The organism is Kribbella sp. NPDC056861 (genome assembly GCF_040687575.1).
Classification (GTDB): Bacteria; Actinomycetota; Actinomycetes; order Propionibacteriales; family Kribbellaceae; genus Kribbella.
Window position 1 is genome coordinate 969,154 of record NZ_JBFBNQ010000002.1, and the last position, 19,522, is coordinate 988,675.

The 19,522-nt window shown below is 67.8% G+C and carries 20 protein-coding genes; 12 read left to right on the plus strand and 8 right to left on the minus strand.

What is annotated here, in order from left to right; translation table 11 throughout:
- From AB0P21_RS11630 to AB0P21_RS11640, 3 genes are all read left to right on the plus strand, one after another.
- Complete coding sequence (locus tag AB0P21_RS11630) at positions 1-849, plus strand: carbohydrate ABC transporter permease (protein WP_363695797.1); 849 nt, start codon at positions 1-3, stop codon at positions 847-849.
- Between the two features lie 32 nt (positions 850-881).
- On the plus strand, positions 882-2,237 hold the full coding sequence (locus AB0P21_RS11635) for an FAD-binding oxidoreductase (protein WP_363695799.1): 1,356 nt from the start codon (positions 882-884) through the stop codon (positions 2,235-2,237).
- Positions 2,238-2,369: 132 nt separating this feature from the next.
- A complete protein-coding gene (locus AB0P21_RS11640) occupies positions 2,370-3,728 on the plus strand; it encodes a polysaccharide deacetylase family protein (protein WP_363695801.1) in 1,359 nt (452 codons plus the stop codon).
- Here the strand turns inward: AB0P21_RS11640 and AB0P21_RS11645 are convergent.
- From AB0P21_RS11645 to AB0P21_RS11665, 5 genes are all read right to left on the minus strand, one after another.
- A complete protein-coding gene (locus tag AB0P21_RS11645) occupies positions 3,718-4,716 on the minus strand; it encodes a TIGR03842 family LLM class F420-dependent oxidoreductase (protein WP_363695803.1) in 999 nt (332 codons plus the stop codon). The two genes, AB0P21_RS11640 and AB0P21_RS11645, sit on opposite strands and share 11 nt — an antisense overlap.
- Positions 4,717-4,725: 9 nt before the next feature.
- Entirely contained in the window at positions 4,726-6,132 is a 1,407-nt protein-coding gene (gene hydA, locus AB0P21_RS11650) for a dihydropyrimidinase (protein ID WP_363695804.1), read from the minus strand.
- A 26-nt stretch (positions 6,133-6,158) separates the two neighbouring features.
- Positions 6,159-7,001 carry a nitrilase-related carbon-nitrogen hydrolase gene (locus AB0P21_RS11655; protein ID WP_363695806.1) on the minus strand — a complete coding sequence of 281 codons (843 nt, stop codon included), beginning with the start codon at positions 6,999-7,001 and terminating at the stop codon, positions 6,159-6,161.
- Positions 7,002-7,236: 235 nt separating this feature from the next.
- Positions 7,237-7,623, minus strand: a complete 387-nt coding sequence (locus tag AB0P21_RS11660) for an Imm1 family immunity protein (RefSeq protein WP_363695808.1) — start codon at positions 7,621-7,623, stop codon at positions 7,237-7,239.
- A 78-nt stretch (positions 7,624-7,701) separates the two neighbouring features.
- Positions 7,702-7,887 (minus strand): hypothetical protein, encoded by a 186-nt coding sequence (locus tag AB0P21_RS11665; protein WP_363695809.1) that lies wholly within the window; start codon positions 7,885-7,887, stop codon positions 7,702-7,704.
- Positions 7,888-7,978: 91 nt separating this feature from the next.
- On the opposite strand from AB0P21_RS11665, the gene AB0P21_RS11670 reads away from it, so the two are divergent.
- Together AB0P21_RS11670 and AB0P21_RS11675 are read left to right on the plus strand one after the other, a co-directional pair.
- The gene (locus tag AB0P21_RS11670; RefSeq protein WP_363695810.1) at positions 7,979-8,395 is read left to right on the plus strand and encodes an SRPBCC family protein; all 417 of its coding nucleotides are present in this window, start codon (positions 7,979-7,981) and stop codon (positions 8,393-8,395) included.
- Positions 8,392-8,946 (plus strand): helix-turn-helix domain-containing protein, encoded by a 555-nt coding sequence (locus AB0P21_RS11675; RefSeq protein WP_363695811.1) that lies wholly within the window; start codon positions 8,392-8,394, stop codon positions 8,944-8,946. Before AB0P21_RS11670 ends, AB0P21_RS11675 begins: the two co-directional genes overlap by 4 nt.
- Here the strand turns inward: AB0P21_RS11675 and AB0P21_RS11680 are convergent.
- Positions 8,877-10,094, minus strand: a complete 1,218-nt coding sequence (locus AB0P21_RS11680; RefSeq protein ID WP_363695813.1) for a serpin family protein — start codon at positions 10,092-10,094, stop codon at positions 8,877-8,879. The two genes, AB0P21_RS11675 and AB0P21_RS11680, sit on opposite strands and share 70 nt — an antisense overlap.
- Before the next feature lie 152 nt (positions 10,095-10,246).
- Here AB0P21_RS11680 and AB0P21_RS11685 point away from each other — a divergent pair, with 152 nt between their 5' ends.
- From AB0P21_RS11685 to AB0P21_RS11695, 3 genes are read left to right on the plus strand one after another with little or no spacing between them, the layout of a single operon-like run.
- Complete coding sequence (locus AB0P21_RS11685; RefSeq protein ID WP_363695815.1) at positions 10,247-11,326, plus strand: permease; 1,080 nt, start codon at positions 10,247-10,249, stop codon at positions 11,324-11,326.
- Positions 11,323-12,039, plus strand: coding sequence for a TIGR03943 family protein (locus tag AB0P21_RS11690; RefSeq protein WP_363695816.1), 717 nt, complete (start codon positions 11,323-11,325; stop codon positions 12,037-12,039). The genes AB0P21_RS11685 and AB0P21_RS11690 overlap by 4 nt, the downstream gene beginning before the upstream one ends.
- On the plus strand, positions 12,036-12,584 hold the full coding sequence (locus AB0P21_RS11695; RefSeq protein ID WP_363695817.1) for an NADAR family protein: 549 nt from the start codon (positions 12,036-12,038) through the stop codon (positions 12,582-12,584). Before AB0P21_RS11690 ends, AB0P21_RS11695 begins: the two co-directional genes overlap by 4 nt.
- Here the strand turns inward: AB0P21_RS11695 and AB0P21_RS11700 are convergent.
- Positions 12,529-13,437, minus strand: coding sequence for an EamA family transporter (locus tag AB0P21_RS11700; RefSeq protein ID WP_363695818.1), 909 nt, complete (start codon positions 13,435-13,437; stop codon positions 12,529-12,531). The two genes, AB0P21_RS11695 and AB0P21_RS11700, sit on opposite strands and share 56 nt — an antisense overlap.
- A gap of 73 nt (positions 13,438-13,510) precedes the next feature.
- Here AB0P21_RS11700 and AB0P21_RS11705 point away from each other — a divergent pair, with 73 nt between their 5' ends.
- The 3 genes from AB0P21_RS11705 to AB0P21_RS11715 all read left to right on the plus strand — a co-directional run bounded on the left by AB0P21_RS11705 (position 13,511) and on the right by AB0P21_RS11715 (position 17,070).
- On the plus strand, positions 13,511-14,419 hold the full coding sequence (locus AB0P21_RS11705) for a LysR family transcriptional regulator (RefSeq protein ID WP_363695820.1): 909 nt from the start codon (positions 13,511-13,513) through the stop codon (positions 14,417-14,419).
- Positions 14,420-14,583: 164 nt separating this feature from the next.
- A complete protein-coding gene (locus AB0P21_RS11710; protein ID WP_363695821.1) occupies positions 14,584-16,017 on the plus strand; it encodes a cellulase family glycosylhydrolase in 1,434 nt (477 codons plus the stop codon).
- A 105-nt stretch (positions 16,018-16,122) separates the two neighbouring features.
- On the plus strand, positions 16,123-17,070 hold the full coding sequence (locus AB0P21_RS11715) for a right-handed parallel beta-helix repeat-containing protein (RefSeq protein ID WP_363695822.1): 948 nt from the start codon (positions 16,123-16,125) through the stop codon (positions 17,068-17,070).
- Positions 17,071-17,109: 39 nt separating this feature from the next.
- Here AB0P21_RS11715 and AB0P21_RS11720 read toward each other — a convergent pair whose 3' ends face one another.
- A complete protein-coding gene (locus tag AB0P21_RS11720) occupies positions 17,110-17,964 on the minus strand; it encodes a helix-turn-helix transcriptional regulator (protein ID WP_363695823.1) in 855 nt (284 codons plus the stop codon).
- Positions 17,965-18,077: 113 nt separating this feature from the next.
- Here AB0P21_RS11720 and AB0P21_RS11725 point away from each other — a divergent pair, with 113 nt between their 5' ends.
- On the plus strand, positions 18,078-19,517 hold the full coding sequence (locus AB0P21_RS11725) for an MFS transporter (RefSeq protein WP_363695825.1): 1,440 nt from the start codon (positions 18,078-18,080) through the stop codon (positions 19,515-19,517).
- Positions 19,518-19,522 lie beyond the last annotated feature (5 nt).

Here is a 19,522-nt window from a genome sequence, read left to right on the forward strand (position 1 = left end):
ATGGCAGTGGTCCAGCGGTCCCGCGCCGACAAGACCGGCAGCGTGCTCCGGTACGTCGTACTGGGGATCGGCGCGCTGTTCTTCCTGCTGCCGTTCTATCTGCTGCTGCGCAACGGGTTGTCGACCGAGCAGGACATCACCGCACCGACCTGGAAGCTGTTCCCCTCGTCGCTGCAGTGGAGCAACATCGCCGACCTGTTCAGCAATCCGGCCGTCCCGATGTTCAGGTCGCTGGTCAACTCACTGGTGATCGCCACCGTGCAGACGATCGGCGTCCTGGTGATCTCCGGACTGGCCGGGTACGGGCTGGCCCGGATCCCGTTCCGCTACGCCAACGCGGTGTTCTACTTCATCGTCGCCACCTTGCTGATCCCGGCGGCGGTGACGTTCGTGCCGAGCTTCGTGCTGGTCTCGTCGCTGGGGTGGGTCAGCACGCTGCGCGGGCTGATCATCCCGGGGTTGTTCCAGGCGTTCGCGACCTTCCTGTTCCGGCAGTACTTCCTCAACTTCCCGCGCGAGCTCGAAGAGGCGGCGGCGCTCGACGGTACGGCGTACTGGGGCACGTTCTGGCGGATCGTGGTGCCGAACTCGAAGGGGTTCATCGCCGCCATCGCCACCATCACCTTCATCGGCTCCTGGAACGCGTTCCTCTGGCCGCTGGTGATCGCGCCCGACCAGTCCGCCTGGACGGTGCAGATCGCGCTGTCCACCTTCCTCACCGCGCAGACCATCAACCTCCCGCAGTTGTTCATTGCCGCCACCATCGCGATCCTGCCGCTGGTGGTGATGTTCGTCTTCCTGCAGCGCTGGATCGTCGAAGGCGTCGAGCGCACCGGAATCAGTGAGTAGTAACGGCATTACGGCTTGAAAAGAGAGGCATCATGACCCTGATCGACCAGCTCCGCAGCTCCGTCGCCGGCCCCGTCCTGGGCCCGGACGACGCCGATTTCAGCACCGAGGTCGCCGCCTGGAACACGGCGACCGTGCACACTCCCGAGGTCGCCGTCGGCCTCACCTCGGAGGAAGACGCCGCCGCTCTGGTCCGCGTCGCAGCAGCCGCCGGTACGCCGGTCCGCGTGCTCGCCAGCGGCCACGGCTCCGCAGTACCGGTGACTGACGGCATCCTCGCCACCACCTCCCGGCTCACCGGCGTCACCATCGACCCCGCGACCCGGATCGCGCACATCAACGCCGGCAGCCGGTGGGCCGAGGTGATCGAGGCCGCGGCCGAGCACGGTCTGGCACCGGTCGCCGGGGCCTCGGACAACGTTGGCTGTATCGGCTACACCCTTGGAGGCGGTCTAGGCCCGCTCTCCCGCACCTACGGCTTCTCCTCCGACTGGGCCCGCGGCTTCCGGGTCGTCACCGCCTCGGGCGAGGTCGTCACCGCGAGCGCGACCGAGAACCCGGACCTGTTCTGGGCGCTGCGCGGCGGCAAGGGCGGCTTCGGCATCGTCACCTCGCTGGACTTCGAACTCGTCGAGCTCAGCACCCTGTACGGCGGCTCGGTGTTCTTCGACGCCCCGCAGATCGCCGACGCGCTCGCCACCTGGGTCGACTGGACCCACACGCTGCCCGAGACCGCGACCTCCTCGGTCGCCATCCTCCGGCTGCCTCCGCTGGAGTTCATCCCGGAACCGCTGCGCGGCAAGACGGTGCTGAGCGCCCGCTTCGCTTTCGTCGGCGACCCGGCCGAGGGCGAGCGACTCTTCCAGCCGATCCGCGACGTCGGCCCGACCATCATCGACGCGGTCGCCGAGATGCCGGCAGCAGCGATCGCGACGATCCACAACGACCCCAGGGACCCTGGCCCGGGCTGGGACCGCGGCGGCCTGCTGACCGATCTCGACGCCGGCTTCGTCGAGGCGTTCCTCAGCGCGGCGGGCCCTGACCAGCAGGTCCCGTTCATCGCGATCGAGCTCCGTCACCTCGGCGGCGCGACCCAGCGCGACGTACCGGAGGGCAGTGCTGTCGGCGGTCGCAGCGGCGCGTACACGTACTTCATGGCCGGCGTCCCCGACCCCAGCCTGTTCGAGACTGTCCTGCCGCCGGCAGCCGACGCGCTGCTCACCCCGCTCCAGCCGTGGGTCTCCTCCGAGACCACCATCAACTACGCCGGCGGCCTGAAGGTCCCCGGCTCGTACGAGGCGTCCTGGCCCAAGGAAACCTTCGCCCGCCTCGCCGAGGTCCGCGCGACGTACGACCCGAACACCCTGTTCCCGTACGGCCCGGCCTGACGCTTGCCTCTCGTTCCCCGGTCCGCTTCTTTCTTCCGCCCTCTGGCCGACGTCAGCGGCCCGCCGTACTCTGACGCGTGGGGGTCCCCCTGGGGGCAGAAGTGGGGACCGGGGAGCAAGGGGGGATTTGTCATGCGACATCGCTTTGCCGTGCAACTTGCCGCGCTCGTGCTGGTGGCCGGATCGCTGTTCGCGATCCAGCCGGCCGCGGCGGCCACCAACACCGTCGTCACGCTGACCTTCGACGACGGCCAGGCGTCCCACGCCGCGATCGTGCCGACGCTGCAGTCGCGCGGGATGCGCGGCACCTTCTACATCAACTCGGCCCTGGTCGGCTCGTCGGCGTACTACCTGACCTGGCCGCAGATCCACACCATCGCCGACGCCGGCAACGAGATCGGCGGGCACACGCTGAACCACGTCAACCTGACCAGCGTCAGCCGGGCCAACGCCACCGCCCAGGTCTGCAACGACCGGTCGAACCTGATCGCGCAGGGCTTCCCGGCACCGGCGTCGTTCGCCTATCCGGAGGCCGACTACAACAGCACCGCCAAGCAGGTCGTCCAGGGCTGCGGCTACTCCAGCGCCCGTACGGTCGGCGACATCCGCGGCCCGGACTGCGACGACTGCGACTACGCCGAGTCGATCCCACCGCAGGACGCCTTCGCCTTGCGCGGACCGGACTCCGCCGAGTCGAGTACGACGCTGGCGACCATGCAGAAGTACGTCACGCAGGCCGAGACGCACGGCGGCGGCTGGGTGGTGCTCAGCTTCCACGGCATCTGCTCCAACAGTTGCACCGGCGACAGCTCGTTCAGCCCGACCACGTTCGCCGCGTTCCTCGACTGGCTCAAGGCACGCGAGGGCTCGGGCACGGTCGTCAAGACGGTCGGCGAGGTGATGGGTGGCGGCGGACCCGCGCCGGCCAGCCCGCCGGTCACCACCATCAAGTGCAACGGCGCTGCCTGCACCACGGCTTGGTACCTGTCCAGCTCGGTGGCTGTCGATCTGACCGCGACCGACGCCGACGGCTCGGCGATCGCCAGTATCCGGTACACCACCGACGGCAGCAACCCGGTGACCAGCGCAACGGCCGTCACCTACACCGGGCCGTTCGCCCTCACCTCGACCAAGACGGTCAAGTACTACTCGACCGATGTCGATGGCCATGTCGAGGCAACCAAATCGCAGCAGATTCGCGTCGACGGCGTGGCGCCGGCAGTCACCTTCACCAGCCCGGCCAACAACTCGACGTACCAGCGGAGCGCGACGGTCCCGCTGGTGGCGACCTCGACCGACACCGGCGGGTCAGGTGTCGCGAAGGTGGTCTTCAAGGACGGTACGACGACGCTCAAGACCGACACGTCGTCGCCGTACAACTACAACTGGAGCAGCACCAAGTCCGTCGGGGTGCACACGGTGACCGCGACCGCGACCGATGTCGCAGGCAACGTCACCTCGGTGCCGTTGACCATCAACATCATCCGTTGACGACCGGGATGATCTGCTTGCCGTAGGCATCCAGCGTCTCCTGCTTGGCATCGTGCTGGAGGTACAGGGCGAACTGGTCGACACCGATCGCCCTCAGTTCCTCCAGCCGGGCCAGGTGGTTCTCGACCGGTCCGAGGATGCAGAACCGGTCGACGACCTCGTCGGGCACGAAATCGGTGTGGGTGTTGCCCGCCCGGCCGTGCTCGGCGTAGTCGTAGCCCTTGCGTCCCTCGATGTAGTCGGTCAGCGCCTTCGGCACGCCGCCGTCGGCGCCGTACCGCTCGACGATGTCGGCGACGTGGTTGCCGACCATCCCGCCGAACCAGCGGGTCTGGTCGCGTTGGTGCTCCAGGTCGTCACCGACGTACGCCGGTGCGGCCACGCAGAAGGTGATCTTCGCCGGATCGCGGCCGGCCTCCTCGGCGGACCGGCGTACGGCGGAGATCATCCAGGCGGCGATGTCGGGATCGGCGAGCTGCAGGATGTAGCCGTCGCCGACCTCACCCGTTGCCTGCAACGCCCTCGGCCCGTACGCCGCCACCCAGACCTCGAGCTTGCCGTCCTCCACCCAACTGAACTTGAGCTGCTGGCCGCGGTACGCGACCGTGCGCCCGGCCGCCAGTTCGCGGACCACCTCGACGCACTGCTTCATCTCCGCGATCGTGCCGGGTTTGGCGCCGAGCGTGCGCAGCGCGGAGTCGCCGCGACCGATCCCGCAGACCGTGCGGTTGCCGAACATCTCGTTCAGGGTGGCGAACTGGGACGCGATCACGGTCCAGTCCCGGGTGCCCGGATTGGTCACCATCGGGCCGACGACGACCCGCTCAGTGGCGGCCAGGATCTGGCTGTAGATGACGAACGGCTCCTGCCAGAGCAGGTGCGAGTCGAACGTCCAGACGTAGTCGAACCCGGCCTCCTCGGCCTTGCGCGCGAGGTCCACCACGGCGGACGCGGGCGGATCCAGCTGGAACACGACTCCGAAGTCCATAGCTTCCCCCTAGACCAGGTACGACGAGAGGCCGCGCTTCAGGTACCGGCCGCGGCCCTTCCGGCCATGGTAGTTGCCATCGGCCACAATCACCTCGCCGCGCGAGATCACCGTGCCGACCTTGCCCGCGATCTCCACGCCTTCGTACGCCGAGTAGTCCATGTTCATGTGATGGGTCTCGACCCCGAGCCGGGTGGTGCCGGCCGGGTCGTAGATCACGATGTCGGCGTCCGACCCCGGCGCGATGATGCCCTTCTGCGGGTACAGCCCGAACATCCGGGCCGGCGTGGTCGCGATCGTCTCGACCCAGCGCTCGAGGCTGAGCTGACCGTCGACGACCCCTTGGTACAGCAGGTCGACGCGGTGCTCGACGCCACCGATCCCGTTCGGGATCTTGGAGAAGTCGCCGACGCCGAGCTCCTTCTGGTCCTTGAAGCAGAACGGGCAGTGATCGGTCGAGACCACCGCGAGATCGTTGCTCCGGAGCCCTTTCCACAGGTCCTTGGCGTGGTTCTCGTGCTTGCTCCGCAGCGGCGTCGAGCAGACGTACTTCGCACCCTCGAACCCGGGTGCGCCGAGCTGGTCCTCCAGCGTCAGGTACAGGTACTGCGGGCAGGTCTCGGCGAACACGTTCCGGCCGTCGTTGCGCGCCGCGGCGACCGCTTCCAGCGCTCCGCTCGCGGACAGGTGCACGATGTAGAGCGGGCAGTCCTGCGCGACCTCGGCCAGCGTGATCGCCCGGCTGGTCGCCTCGGTCTCCAGCGCGGCCGGCCGGGTGATGCCGTGGTAGATCGGATCGGTCTCGCCGCGGGCCAGCGCCTGCTGCACGAGGACGTCGATCGCGATCCCGTTCTCCGCGTGCATCATGATCATCGCGCCGTTCTCACGCGCGGTCTGCATCGCGCGGAGGATCTGCCCGTCGTCGGAGTAGAAGACTCCGGGATAGGCCATGAACAGCTTGAAACTCGTGATGCCCTCGTCGGTGACGAGCTGATCCATCGCCTTCAGCGCATCGCCGTCGACCCCACCGAGGATCATGTGGAACGCGTAGTCGACGTGGCAGTTGCCCTCGGCCTTCGCATGCCAGGCGGCCAGCCCATCCTGCACCACCTCGCCGGTGCGTTGCACCGCGAAGTCGATGATGGTGGTTGTCCCGCCCCAGGCCGCGGCGCGCGTCCCGGTGTCGAAGGTGTCGCTGGCCGCAGTACCGCCGAACGGCAGCTCCATGTGCGTGTGCGCGTCAATCCCGCCCGGGATCACATACTTGCCTGCGGCATCGATCACCTGCTCCGCCTGCACGCTCTGCCCGTACGCCGGATCGAACAGCGCGACGATCTTCTCGCCGTCGACCAGCACATCCGCGACCTGAGCCCCGGTCGGCCCGACCACAGTCCCACCCTTGATCAGCAACGACATCTTCGGCGCTCCCTTTGTGCGGCCTGCTACGGCTTGGTCAGGTCCCCGTAAGCGTCCGGCCGCCGGTCCCGGTAGAACTGCCACCGATCGCGCACGGTGTCGAGCAACCCCAGATCCAGGTCCCGGACGATCAGCTCGGGGTCGTAGTCGTGCCCGACGTCGCCGACGAACTTGCCCTCCGGATCCACGAAGTACGAGCTTCCGTAGAAGTCGTTCTCCCCGAACTCCGACTCGATCCCGACCCGGTTGATCGCCCCGATGAAGTACTCGTTGGCCACCGCACTGGCCGGCTGCTCGAGCTTCCACAGGTACGACGACAGGCCGCGACTGGTGGCCGACGGATTGAACACGATCTTCGCCCCCGCCAACCCCAACGCCCGCCACCCCTCCGGGAAGTGCCGGTCGTAACAGATGTAGACGCCGATCCGGCCGACCGCGGTGTCGAACACCGGATACCCCAGATTCCCCGGCCGGAAGTAGAACTTCTCCCAGAACCCGTTCACCTGCGGAATATGGTTCTTCCGGTACTTCCCGAGGTACTTGCCATCAGCATCGATCACCGCGGCGGTGTTGTACAACACCCCCGGCTGCTCCTGCTCGTACATCGGCAGCACCATCACCAGGCCCAGCTCCTTGGCCAACGCCTGAAACCGCTCGGTCGTAGGCCCCGGCACACTCTCGGCGTACTCGTAGAACTTGGGATCCTGCAACTGGCAGAAGTACGGCCCGTAGAACAGCTCCTGAAAGCAGATCACCTTCGCCCCAGCAGCCGCCGCCTGACGCGCATACTCCTCATGCGCCTTCGTCATCGACTCCTGGTCACCGGTCCAGTTCGTCTGAACCAGCGCCGCCCTGACTACGTCCGCCATCCGAGACCTCCCTAGCCGAGCCCCCATGCTCCATCCGCCAACGGCCCCCCGTCAACGACCATCAGCCGTCAAGGCGGGAACCCCAGCGAATCAGGTCCCGCGAGACCACCGAGGTGTCTACTCCCAGGCCTCGGATCGATCTCGCAAGAACAGCCTGAAAATGCTCGACAGCCTCCACCAGAGCGTCCCAACCGAACGGCTGACTCACCCGGCCGGGCACGAACACGGAACGGGCCTAATGGGTTTCCCAGGTTTGGGCCGGGTCGAGCTTGCCTGCTTCCCAGAAGACCCTTGCGGCGGCCAGGGCTTGCTCCACCGAGACCACCTGGCGAGATTGGTAGTTGCCGGGCTGTCCGCCAGCCACTATTTCCACCAAACACTTGTCCGTCCTGGGGCCGATCAGGTTGCGGAAGTCCTCGCCACCGAGGTCGACGTACAGGACAAGCCCACTCGCGGCGTCGCCACCGACCGCCAGGTGAGCGTCGCCCCGGGTCAGCGTCAGGATCGTTCGGTCGTAGCCGTTCAATGCTCTGAGCCGCTCGTCGACCTCGGCCCAGGTCGGCGCGTTGATCTCACCCGCATCGTCGCTGCCGTCCCAGTCCAGTACCGCGGGGGAAGTCACCCGACAGCCCGCTGGGAGGGGTCAACAGACCGCCGTCGGGCCTGTGGAGCGACGGCGGTCACATCAAGGGAGCGAGGGTCAGAGGACCAGGATTGCGGCGACGATGGCGAGGACGATGACGACCGCGCCGGCGATGGCCAGGGTGCGGCCGTTCACCTTCGGCTCTACCGTCGGCTCGGCCTGGGCCTCGTTCACGAAGGCGCGGAACATCTGGGTGCTCGCGCCCGGGTCCTGCTCGTTGTCCGGGACGTTGTGGTCAGCCATGCGCCTGACCCTACCTGCCGGGGGCGGACACGAAGACCTCAGGACGAGAGATCTGATCGACATCTGACGCAAAACATGTACCATTTGGTACATGCGCTTCGATCATTCCGTTACCGTGCAGGCTCCGGCCGACCGCGTCTGGGCGATCTTCAGCGACGTCGCGAAGTGGCCGGAGTGGACGCCGACCATCACCGCGGTCGAGCGGCTCGACCCAGGTCCCATCCATCTCGGCGCGAAGACCCGGGTCCGGCAGCCCAAGCTGCCGGTCGCCGTCTGGGAGGTGACCGAGCTGGTCGATGGCGAGTACTTCGAATGGGTCTCGCGCGCGCCCGGTATCAAGACGACCGGCGGTCACCGGGTCGAGAGCACCCCCGAGGGCACCGTCGTGACGGCGACGATCATCCAGGAGGGGCCGCTCGGCTGGGTGTTCGGCAAGCTGTACGCCAAGCTCACCCGGGAGTACATCGCGCTCGAAGGCCAGAGTCTGAAGAAGGTCAGCGAGGCGTGAGCCGCGAGCATCTGCTCACCGACGCCGTCGAGTACTTCGCCAAGCACGGCATCGGCGACGCGAGTCTGCGCGCCATCGCAACGGGCATCGGCACCAGCCACCGAATGCTGATCTACCACTTCGGCTCCCGCGAAGGCCTGCTGGCCGACGTCGTCCGCACGGTCGAAGCCCAGCAACGCGAGCTGCTCAGCACCCTCGCCGACCAGGACCTCCCGATCGCCGAGCTCTCCGAGCGGTTCTGGCGCCGAGTCACCGAGGCCACGCTGATCTACGGCCCGCTGTTCTTCGAGCTGTCCGCCCACGCCATGCAGAATCTCCCGCACACCGAGGCGCTCAAAGCAGACCTGATCAACGTCTGGCTGCCACCGCTGACAGACCTCTGCATCCGCGCCGGCGTCCCCACGGACCAAGCCCCGGTGTACGCGCGCCTCGGCCTGGCCGCCTCGCGCGGCCTGCTCTTCGACCTCCTGCTGACCGGAGATCAAGACCAGGTCGACGAGGCCTCCGCCCTCCTCAACAGACTGTTCCATACAGCGGGTTCCGTCGGCTGAGCGATCCATCCGGCCACCACCGGCAGCCGGGATTCCCGATGAACCGCGACGAACGCGAACGGCCGATTCAGCGACACCTCCAGCCGCCGCGCCTGCTTGGTCGGCATCGACGTCCGCATCAACCCCATCGCCGTCACCGCGGCCGCCTCGAACCCGGTCGCGAAGAACCGCGCCAGTACGGTCTGCCGCGCCTGCCCGACCACCAGCGAGTCCGGACTGAGCGCGCTGAAGTGCCCAGCACCGCGCGGCGACGAGGTCACCGTCGCCAGCCCGAAGAGCTCACGCAGATCCAGCAGATCATGCTCGGCCTCCACCTTGAACGACGGCAGCGACAGCCTCACATCCGGCACCGGCGCAGTCGTCTGCCCGATCCGCACCCCCGGCGCCACGTCGTCGCCCGGCTGACCCCGCTCGATCAACTCCGCGCCGGCCAGCCCATCAGCACCTGCCGACGCGGCCAGCAACCCACCCAGTACGTCGGCCTGCGGCGCATCAGCAGCCCCGATCCCGAGCAGCACGTCCACATCAGCGTCTCCCTGCACGGTCACCACCGTCAGCCCGTCGTACAGGCTCACCGTCCCCAGGTCGCGATCGGTCCGCTCCAGCCAATGCCAAGCGCCACCCGCCCAAGGCCCCTCGTGCACCTGCCTGACCTGCTCCGTGAACGCCAGCTCCCAAGTCGTCCGCAAAGACAACGCCGACGCCAGTACTACGGCAAGATCCGGCGTCACCTCGAGCGGCATCTCCCGAATCAACCCGTCCGTGTGCTTCGTCGCCCACGCATCAAGCTTCGCCTTGTCCCCCGCCAGATCACCCGTCAACGTCCCACTCAACGCAGCCGGTACTACGGAATCGAACGACTCGCTCAGCTTCAACTGCTCGTGCACCCACACCCCGAGCGCCGCATGCAGATCGCGAGCGCTGTCCACAGCCTCGATCAACTCGACCGCCTTGGCCGCGCCATCGCCGGCATCGACCCCAGCCGCCTCGGCCAACTCGCTCCGCCCCGGTTCATCGGCCGCCGTCGCCAGCAACGCCAGCAGCGGCCAGAGCCCGAGCCCGGACACGACAGTGTTGCCACCGGTCGGCAGCTCCCGGGCCCAGCGCGAGGTGAGGCGGTTGACGGCCTGTACGACATCGGAATCCATACCTCTCAGCCTGCCACGCCGACGGTCATCGGGCCTGTCGGCCGGGGGCGCCGGAGCGCATCACGACTATTCGGCGGAATGACGCTGATTTTCATTTCACCAGCGCGGTGAGTACTCGTCCGGGCGCGTTCCGCTGTGTCAGGATGCCGCCCATGAGCTCGCCTGAGGCCACCGACGAGCGGGATTCCGCCGTGACGACGGCAGATCCCGTCCCGCCGGCCGAACCGCCCCCACCGCCCTCGTCCGCACCGGCCGAACCCGAGGAGAAGGAGTCCACCGGCTCCTCGATCGCGTTCACCCTGACGCTCGTCATCCTGGTGGTGCTGGCGCTGTTCGGCCGGCGGATCTTCGCCGGGCTGTTCACCGATGACGGCGTCCGGACCTGGGCGACCATGTTCGTCGGCGTGACCGTCCAGGCGATGCCGTTCCTGGTGCTCGGCGTGCTGCTCTCGGCCGCCCTCACCGCGTTCGTACCGGCGTCCTTCTTCGCGAAGGCGCTGCCCAAGCACCCGGCGCTCGCAGTACCGGTCGCGAGTGTGTCGGGCGTAGTACTGCCGGGCTGCGAGTGCGCCTCGGTACCAGTTTCGGCAGCGCTGATGAACCGCGGCGTCACCCCGGCCGCGGCGATCGCGTTCCTGCTGTCCGCCCCGGCGATCAACCCGGTCGTGCTCGCGTCGACCGCGGTCGCGTTCCCCGGGCAGCCGAAGGTGGTGGTCGCCCGGCTGGTCACCTCGCTGGGCGTCTCGATGATCCTCGGCTGGCTGTGGCTGCTGACCGGCAAGGGCAGTTCGTGGCTGAAGATGCCGAAGAACCGGCACGCCGAGGGCACCGGCAAGCTCGAGGTCTTCCGCTCGTCGATGCTGCACGACTTCCTGCACGCGGGCGGCTTCCTGGTCGTCGGCGCGGCCGCCGCGGCCACCCTGAACGTCGTCGTACCGCGGGCGTGGATGGATCACGTCGCGAGCAACCTGCTGCTCTCGGTCGTCGTGCTCGGCGTGCTCGCCGTGCTGCTGGCGATCTGCTCGGAGGCCGACGCGTTCGTCGCCGCCAGCCTGACCCAGTTCTCGCTGACCGCGCGGCTCGCGTTCATGGTGGTCGGGCCGATCGTCGACGTGAAGCTGATCGCGTTGCAGGCCGGCACCTTCGGGCCGAGGTTCGCGATCCGGTTCGCCCCGGCCACCTTCGTGGTCGCGATCCTGTCCAGTCTTCTCGTCGGATGGTGGCTGCTGTGAGGCGTAATGTCGCGGGACTCGTCGTCGTCTTCGTCGGTGCAGCGGTGGTCCAGCTGGCCACCTCGAACACCTACCTGCGCTATGTGAAGCCCGGGATGCGCTGGATGCTGCTGGCGGCCGGCATCATCCTGATCGTGCTGGCGGTCGCCGACGTGCTCGCGGACACCCGCAAGAAGCCTGGCGACCATCACGCCGACGACGGTCATGGGCACGGACACCTGCTGCCTCGCGCGGCGTGGCTGCTCGTAGTACCGATCTTCGCGCTGCTCGTGGTCGACCCGCCCGCGCTCGGCGCCGACGCGGCCCAGCGCCAGTCACCGGTGTCGTCCAAACCCGTCGCGCCGAAGGGCAACTCGTTCCTCTCCGAGAGCGCCGACAGCACCGCCCCGGTACCGTTGGCGGTGCGGGACTACGCCGTCTGGGCCGTCTGGGAGAAGGAGAGCATGAAGGGTCGCAACTTCCAGCTCACCGGCTTCGTCACGCCGGGCAAGAACGGCACCTGGTACGTCTCCCGGATCGGGCTGACCTGCTGCGTCGCCGACGGTACTGCGTTCATGGTCGAGGCACGCGGCCAGACGGCGCCGCCGAAGAACCAGTGGGTCACCGTGACCGGCGAGTGGGCCGAGCCGACCAAGCGCACCGACGGCGACGTCGCCGCGCTGACCGTCACCGGAGTACAGAACGTCACTCCGCCGGCCAATCAATACGAGTGACCACCGGTACGCCGCTCTCGGCCGCCGACCTGCTCGACGGACGCCACGAGTACATCTTCTTCTGGGGCGACACCCCGAACCGCGACGGCAGCGTCGGCCCTACCTGCCTGAGCCAGTGGTACTACGCCCCGTTCACGGTCGATGACATCCGCTACCCGACCGCCGAACACTGGATGATGGCAGCCAAGGCCCGACTCTTCGGCGACGAGGAGTCGGCCCGCGCGGCGATCGCGGCCGGGCATCCCCAGGAAGCCAAAGCGATCGGCCGCCAGGTCACCGGCTTCGACACCGAGACCTGGCAACAACACCGCGTCCAGCTGGTTGTCGAGGGCAACCTTCACAAGTTCCGCCAGAACGAGGCGCTGCTCGGCTACCTGCTGGGCACCGGCGACCGCGTCCTGGTCGAGGCCAGTCCGGTCGACCGCATCTGGGGTATCGGCCTCGCGGCCGACGACGAGCGCGCCGCACACCCAGCCCAGTGGCGAGGCCTCAACCTACTGGGCTTTGCGCTAATACAGGCTCGCGAACAGCTGTCTCGGTCCTGACTCGCCGCCGGATCACCGTGCAGGCCATGCCGCCGATGATCAGTACGGCTGCGATGCCCTGCTGCAGGCCGACCTGCTCGCCCCGCAGCAGCCAGGCAGCGCCCATCCCGACGACCGGGACCAGCAACGAGAACGGCGCCACCGTGCTGGCGTCGTACTGGCGGAGCAGGAAGCCCCAGATGCCGAAGCCGAACAGGGTGGCCAGGAAGGAGAGGTAGCCGATGGCACCTACTCCGGTCAGGTCAATGGTGCGCAAGGCATCGAGATCGTTGCCTACGCCCTCGGTCAGCGCGGAGAGCGCCAGCAGCGGGACGACGGCGACAGCACTCACCCAGACCATGAAGCGCAAGGTGTCCTGCGGCTTCGCGTGACGGGTGACGATGTTGGAGACGCCCCAGCAGGCACCGGCCGCGATGACCAACCCGAGTGCTCCGACCGGCGCCGCGAGACCACGATCGAAGAGGATCAACCCCATCCCGACGCACGCGATCGCGATGCCGAGCAGCTGGGTGCGCCGCGGCCGTTCCCGTAGTACGACGACGGCGAAGAGCAACGTGAAGATCACCTGGCACTGCAGCACGAGCGAAGCCAACCCGGCCGGTACGCCGTGGTCCATCCCCACGAAGAGCAGGCCGAACTTCGCCACCCCGAGCGCCAGCCCGACGGCGATCACGTAACGCCAGGCAACCCGGGGCTTACCAAGGATGAAGATGGCCGGCACCGCGGCGAAGAAGAACCGCAGCGCGGAGAACAGCAACGGCGGGAAGCCTTCCAGGCCGACCTCGATGACCACGAAGTTGATGCCCCAGACGACCACCACAGCGAGCGCGAGCAGGACGTGACGAGGGTTCATGTGCTCCAGTCTGGGCTGAGCTACAGTTAAGAACCAGCACGGACTGCTACCGCTGACACTGTAGGAGTGCTACATGATTGATCTGGGCCGGTTGCGCGCGCTGCACGCCGTCGCGACGTACGGGTCGGTCGGCGGCGCCGCGGAGGCGCTCGGCTACACCCCGTCGGCGGTCTCCCAGCAGCTCGCCAAGCTGGAGCGCGAGACGCGCACCGTGCTGATCGAGAAGCGCGGCCGGGGCATCGTCCTGACCGACGCGGCGCAGCAGCTCGCGGCCACGGCGTCCCAGGTCCTGCAACTGGTCGAGAACGCCGAGCTTTCGCTGGAGGAGCAGCGCGGCCAGGCGATCGGCTCGCTGGCCATCGCCGCCTTCCCGACGGCCGCCCGCGGGATCCTGCCGGCCGTGCTGCCGAAGCTGCTGGCCGACCATCCCGCACTCGACCTGACGGTGTCGGAGACCGACCCGTTCGAGGCCGTCGCCGCCGTCGCTCGCGGCGACATCCAGATCGCCATCGTGCACGACTGGCACAACACCCCGCTCGCGATCCCCGAGGGACTGTCCAGGGTGAAGCTCGGCTCCGATCCCGCCGACGTCCTGGTCCCGGCCGCGCATCGCCTGGCCGGCAAGGAGCTCGTCCGCCCGGACGACCTGGTCGGCGAACGCTGGATCTGCCAGCCGGCCGGGTCGATCTGCTACGAGTGGCTGACCCGCACGATGCGCAACACCGGCGTCGAGCCCGAGGTCGCCTACTTCATCGCGGAGTACCAGACCCAGCTCGCCCTGCTTGCCCGAGGCATCGGTATCGGCCTGCTCCCCCGCCTCGGCCGCGGCCCCCTACCCGACGGCGTGATCGCCATCCCGCTGCATCCCGCCCCGAGCCGTCGCCTGTACGCCGTCTGGCGCACCGCCACCGCTCGCCGGCCTGCCATCGCGGTCACTCTGGCCGCCCTGAAAGCCGCCTGGTCCTCCCGCGACACCGCCTAACTCGGGCCTTTCGTTCCACCCCACGGGAATTTGCCTGGTCACTGTTGGCGATCGATTGACAGCACCCTGCATCAGGGCTAAGTTCCCCGGCAATCTATTAGGAAACTTTCCTAATAAGAATTGACCCCTCTCGTCCCCGCCCCTGACGCAGTAGGAGGCCCGTGATGATCCGCCCCCGATGGTTCGCCCTGGTTTCAGGAGTCGCGCTGGCCGCGACCGCCCTGGTCACCACCGGCGCGAGCACCAGCACCGCCGCCCCGGTTCGCTACGAATCCGAGGCCGCCACCATTTCCCAAGGTGTCGTCGAGTCGAACCACGCCGGGTTCACCGGCACCGGGTTCGTCAACTTCGACAACGTCGTCGGCAGCTCGGTGGAGTACACCGTGAACGCCCCGGCGGCCGGCCAGTACACCCTCAGCTTCCGCTACGCCAACGGCACGACGGTCAACCGGCCGGTCGACGTCACCGTGAACGGCGCGCTCGCCGCCGACGACCTGGGCTTCCAGGGCACCGGCGCGTGGACGACGTACCAGACGGTCACCGCCACCGCGACTCTCGTTGCTGGTAGCAACAAAATCAAGACCACCTCGGCGACCGCGAACGGCGGCCCGAACGCCGACTCGCTGACCATCGACACCGTCCAGGGCCCCGGCCCGGGCGGGACGCCGGTCTCGATCAACGGCCAGCTGCACGTCTGCGGCACCAAGCTGTGCAACCAGTACAACAAGCCGATCCAGCTCCGCGGGATGAGCACGCACGGCATCCAGTGGTACGCCAACTGCATCAAGCCGGCCTCGCTGGACGCGCTCGCCACCGACTGGAACGCCGACGTACTGCGGATCGCGATGTACATCCAGGAGGGTGGCTACGAGACCAACCCGCGCAAGTTCACCGACCTGGTGCACAGCTACATCGAAGAGGCCACCAAGCGCGGCATGTACGCCCTGGTCGACTGGCACCAGCTGACGCCGGGTGACCCGAACGCCAACCTGGCCAAGGCGAAGACGTTCTTCACCGAGATCGCCGAGCGGCACAAGGACAAGAAGAACATCATCTACGACATCGCCAACGAGCCGAACAACGTCTCCTGGGCCGCGATCAAGTCGTACGCCGAGCAGATGATCCCGGTGATCCGGGCCAAGGACTCCGACGGCGTCGTCTTCGTCGGCACCCACGGCTGGGGGTCGCTCGGCATCTCCGACGGCCGGACCGAGGCCGACGTGATCAACAACCCGATCAACGCGACGAACTTCATGTACACGTTCCACTTCTACGCCGCGTCGCACAAGGCGGAGTACTTCAACGCGCTGTCCCGGGCCGCCGACCGGATCCCGTTGTTCATCACCGAGTTCGGCACCCAGACCGCCAGCGGTGACGGCGCCAACGACTTCACCAACACCCAGAAGTACCTGGACTTCCTGGCCAGCAAGAAGATCGGCTGGACGAACTGGAACTTCTCCGACGACTTCCGCTCCGGCGCCGTCTTCAAGGAAGGCACCTGCGCCGGGAACAACTTCACCGGTACCTCGGTCCTGAAGCCGGCCGGTGTCTGGATCCGCGACCGGATCCGCACCCCGGACGACTTCCCGACCAGCTAGCGACTCCCCGGGCCGGCACACCGCCCCAGTGCCGGCCCGGGCTGCTCTTCTCCTGTGAACGACGCAACGCCCCCTCCCGTCGTACACCCTGAAAGGCCCCCTCTCATGGGACTCACCAAATTCGTGCTGCCCGCTGCCCTGATCGCGGCGCTCCTCCCCGCCACCCCGGCGCACGCCGCCACCATCAACGTCACCACCGCCGCGCAGCTCAAGACCGCGCTGACCGGCGCCAAAGCCGGTGACACGATCAAACTTGCCGACGGCACCTACACCGGCAACTTCAAGACCACCGCCTCCGGTACGTTGTCCTCGCCCATCACCCTGAGCGGTTCGGCCAAGGCCGTCCTCACCGCCGGCGGCGGCTACGGCCTGCACCTGAACGGCGCGAGCTACTGGCAGGTGAAGGGAATCACCGTCACCGGCGGCCAGAAAGGCATCATGATCGACAGCGCGACCCGGGTCGTCGTCGACGGTGTCACCGTGCACGACCTGGACATGGAAGGCGTGCACTTCCGCAACAGCAGCACCTACGGCACGATCAGGAACTCGAGGATCTACGACACCGGCAACGACGGCCGCGGGATGGGCGAGGGCGTGTACGTCGGCAGCGCCGGCGGCACCTCGGACCGGTCGGACAACGTGCAGATCCTCGACAACACGATCGGTCCGGACGTCGGCGGCGAGGCGATCGACCTGAAGGAAGGCACCAGGGACGGCCGGGTCGCGGGCAACACCTTCGACGGCCGCGGCCTGACCGGCGCCAACTTCGACGACAGCTGGATCGACGTCAAGGGCAACAACTACCTGATCGAGAACAACACCGGCAAGAACACCACCAACAACGGCTACGAGACGCACACCCAGCAACCCGGCTGGGGCTGCGGGACGGTCTTCCGCAACAACAGGTCCGACTTGACCGGAGCCGGCGGCGCCGGGAGGTACGCGTTCAACATCGTCAACTACAACGCGTCGAGCTGCAAGGTCACCATCGACCGCTCCAACACGGTCACCGGCGGCAAGGGGCTCGCCAACCCCGGAGTACCGGTCGGCTGACGGCTGTTGATTGCCGGGGGCACCTGATGCCCTCGGCAATCACCCGGTGACGAGTGTGCGCAGCTTGGCCTCGGTCTCGTCGTCGACCGGGGTGTAGGCGGTCAGCCGCATCCCACCAGCTTGGCTCACCCAGAGATTCAACGCTTCCAGCCGCAACGCGCCCACCCGCTCGTTGGTTGCCACCTTCACCTTCGAGCTGGGACCGGCCACGTCGTACCGCTCCCAGAGCTCGGCGAACAGCGGTGAACTCGCCAGCAACCGTTGGGTCAGGTCCTGCCAGCTCGGCTCGCCCAGGTGATCCGCTGAGGCGGCGCGGTAGCCGGCGACCATGTGCCGCTTGATCGAATCACCGTCGGTGAAGGCGCACTGCCACTCGTCCGAGGCGAAGGTCAACCAGAGCAGGTTGCGTTCCTCGACCGGGATCGCCGACAGATCGATGAGGACCCGGCAATACGCCTCGTTGACCGCGAGTACGTCGTACCGGGAATTGAGGACGAGAGCCGGGTACGGCGAGAGCTGGTCGAGCATCCGCTGGACGGAGTCCGGGAGTGCGGAGCAGTCGCCCTTGGCGGGGCCGAGCGCGATCCCGGCGAGGGTGTAGAGGTGGTTGCGCTCCAGCCTGTCGAGGCGGAGAGTGCGGGAGATCGCTTCGAGCACCTGAGCCGAGACGTTGATGTCGCGGCCTTGCTCGAGCCAGGTGTACCAGGTGATCCCGACACCGGCCAGCTGCGCGACCTCCTCGCGCCGCAGGCCCGGCGTACGGCGTCGGCCGCCTGGCGCGAACCCGACCTCGTCGGGCTGGATCCGCTCGCGGCGGCTGCGCAGGAACGCCGACAGCGCCCGGCGCCGCTCCTCCTTGTCGGTGGCGGCTGGCATGCTGCTCAGGAGGCTCACCTCTCCATCGTGCTGGTCGGCGCCGCTGAACGGAAGCCTGGTGCCAGGTGGTGCCAATACCAGGATAACCAGGCTCTCACCACCAGGCTGCGAACGGCCGCAAGCTGGTGCACATGACAGACCAGCTCCAGACCGACCGGGTGGCAACTCCGCCACCGACCTCGCCGCCGCCCTCGCCATTGCTTGGCCCCGTTGCCCTCACGACGCTGCTCTTCGGCGCCTTCCTGCCGATGCTCTCCTTCTTCATCATCAACGTCGCGCTGCCCGCGATCGGCTCCGACCTCCGGGCCAACGCCGGTGAGCTGCAGCTGGTGGTCGGCAGTTACGGGATCGCCAATGCCACGCTGCTTGTGGTCGGCGGTCGGCTGGGAGACGGGTTCGGCCGCAAGCGGCTGTTCCTGATCGGCCTGATCGGCTTCACCGTGATGTCGCTCATCTGCGCGGTTGCACCGACGATCGGTGTACTGCTCGCCGCTCGAGTGCTCCAAGGTGCGGCGGCCGCGGCGATGACGCCACAGGTGCTTGCCTCCATCAGCAGCCTGCTGACCGGCGAACACCGGGCCCGCGCGATGGCGATGTTCGGCGTCGCTGGTGGCTCGGCTGCTGCGCTCGGGCAGATCCTCGGCGGCGCGCTGGTCGAGGCCAACGTGTTCGGCCTTGGCTGGCGGGCGGTCTTCTTGGTCAACGTGCCGGTCGGGCTGGTCGCGCTGGTTGCCGCGGTGAAGCTGTTGCCCGAGACTCGTGCCGCCAAGGCTCAGCGGGTCGACCTGGTCGGCGCCGGACTGCTGGCACTCACGCTGGTGTTGCTGCTTCTGCCGCTGACCGAGGGGCGTGCGCTCGGCTGGCCGTTGTGGACCTGGCTGTCGCTGGCTGCGACGATCCCGGCCGTCGCGCTGCTCGGCGTACACCAGCATCGGTCGGAGAAGGCCGGTACTTCACCGCTGATCCCGCCGTCGGTACTGCGTCTGCGGCCGATGCAGATCGGCTTGCTGCTGGCCGTTGGCTTCTTCACCACCTTCGGCGGGTTCATGTTCGTCTTCGCGCTCGCTACTCAGGGCGAGGCCGGGATGTCGCCGCTGGAAGGCGGTCTGAGCTTGCTGCCGATGTCGGTCGGCTTCCTGATCACGTCGATCTACGGGCCGCGTCTGCAGCAGCGGTACGGCGCTGGGCTGATCCTGCGCGGCTGGATCGTGCAGTCGATCGGGTACGCCGTACTGGCTGTGGTTGCGCTGACGCTGTGGCCTGACGTGACGCCGTGGACGCTCGCGATTCCCATGTTGATCGCGGGGTTTGGCAGCGGTCTGGTGATGGTGCCGCTGATGGGCGTGGTGGTTGGCCAGGTCCCGCCAGCTCAGGCTGGGCTGGGGAGCGGGATCCTGCTCACCAGTCAGCAGACCTGTCTCGCGCTGGGGGCGGCAACCGTCGGTACGGCGTACCTGGCGCTGGCTGGGACTTCCTGGGGGCAAGGTGGGGCGCTGGCGGCTGTTGCGCTGGCGATCACGGCTATCTCGTTGCTGATGACACCGGTGACCCACCAACTGCGGGCTAAGTAGTCCAG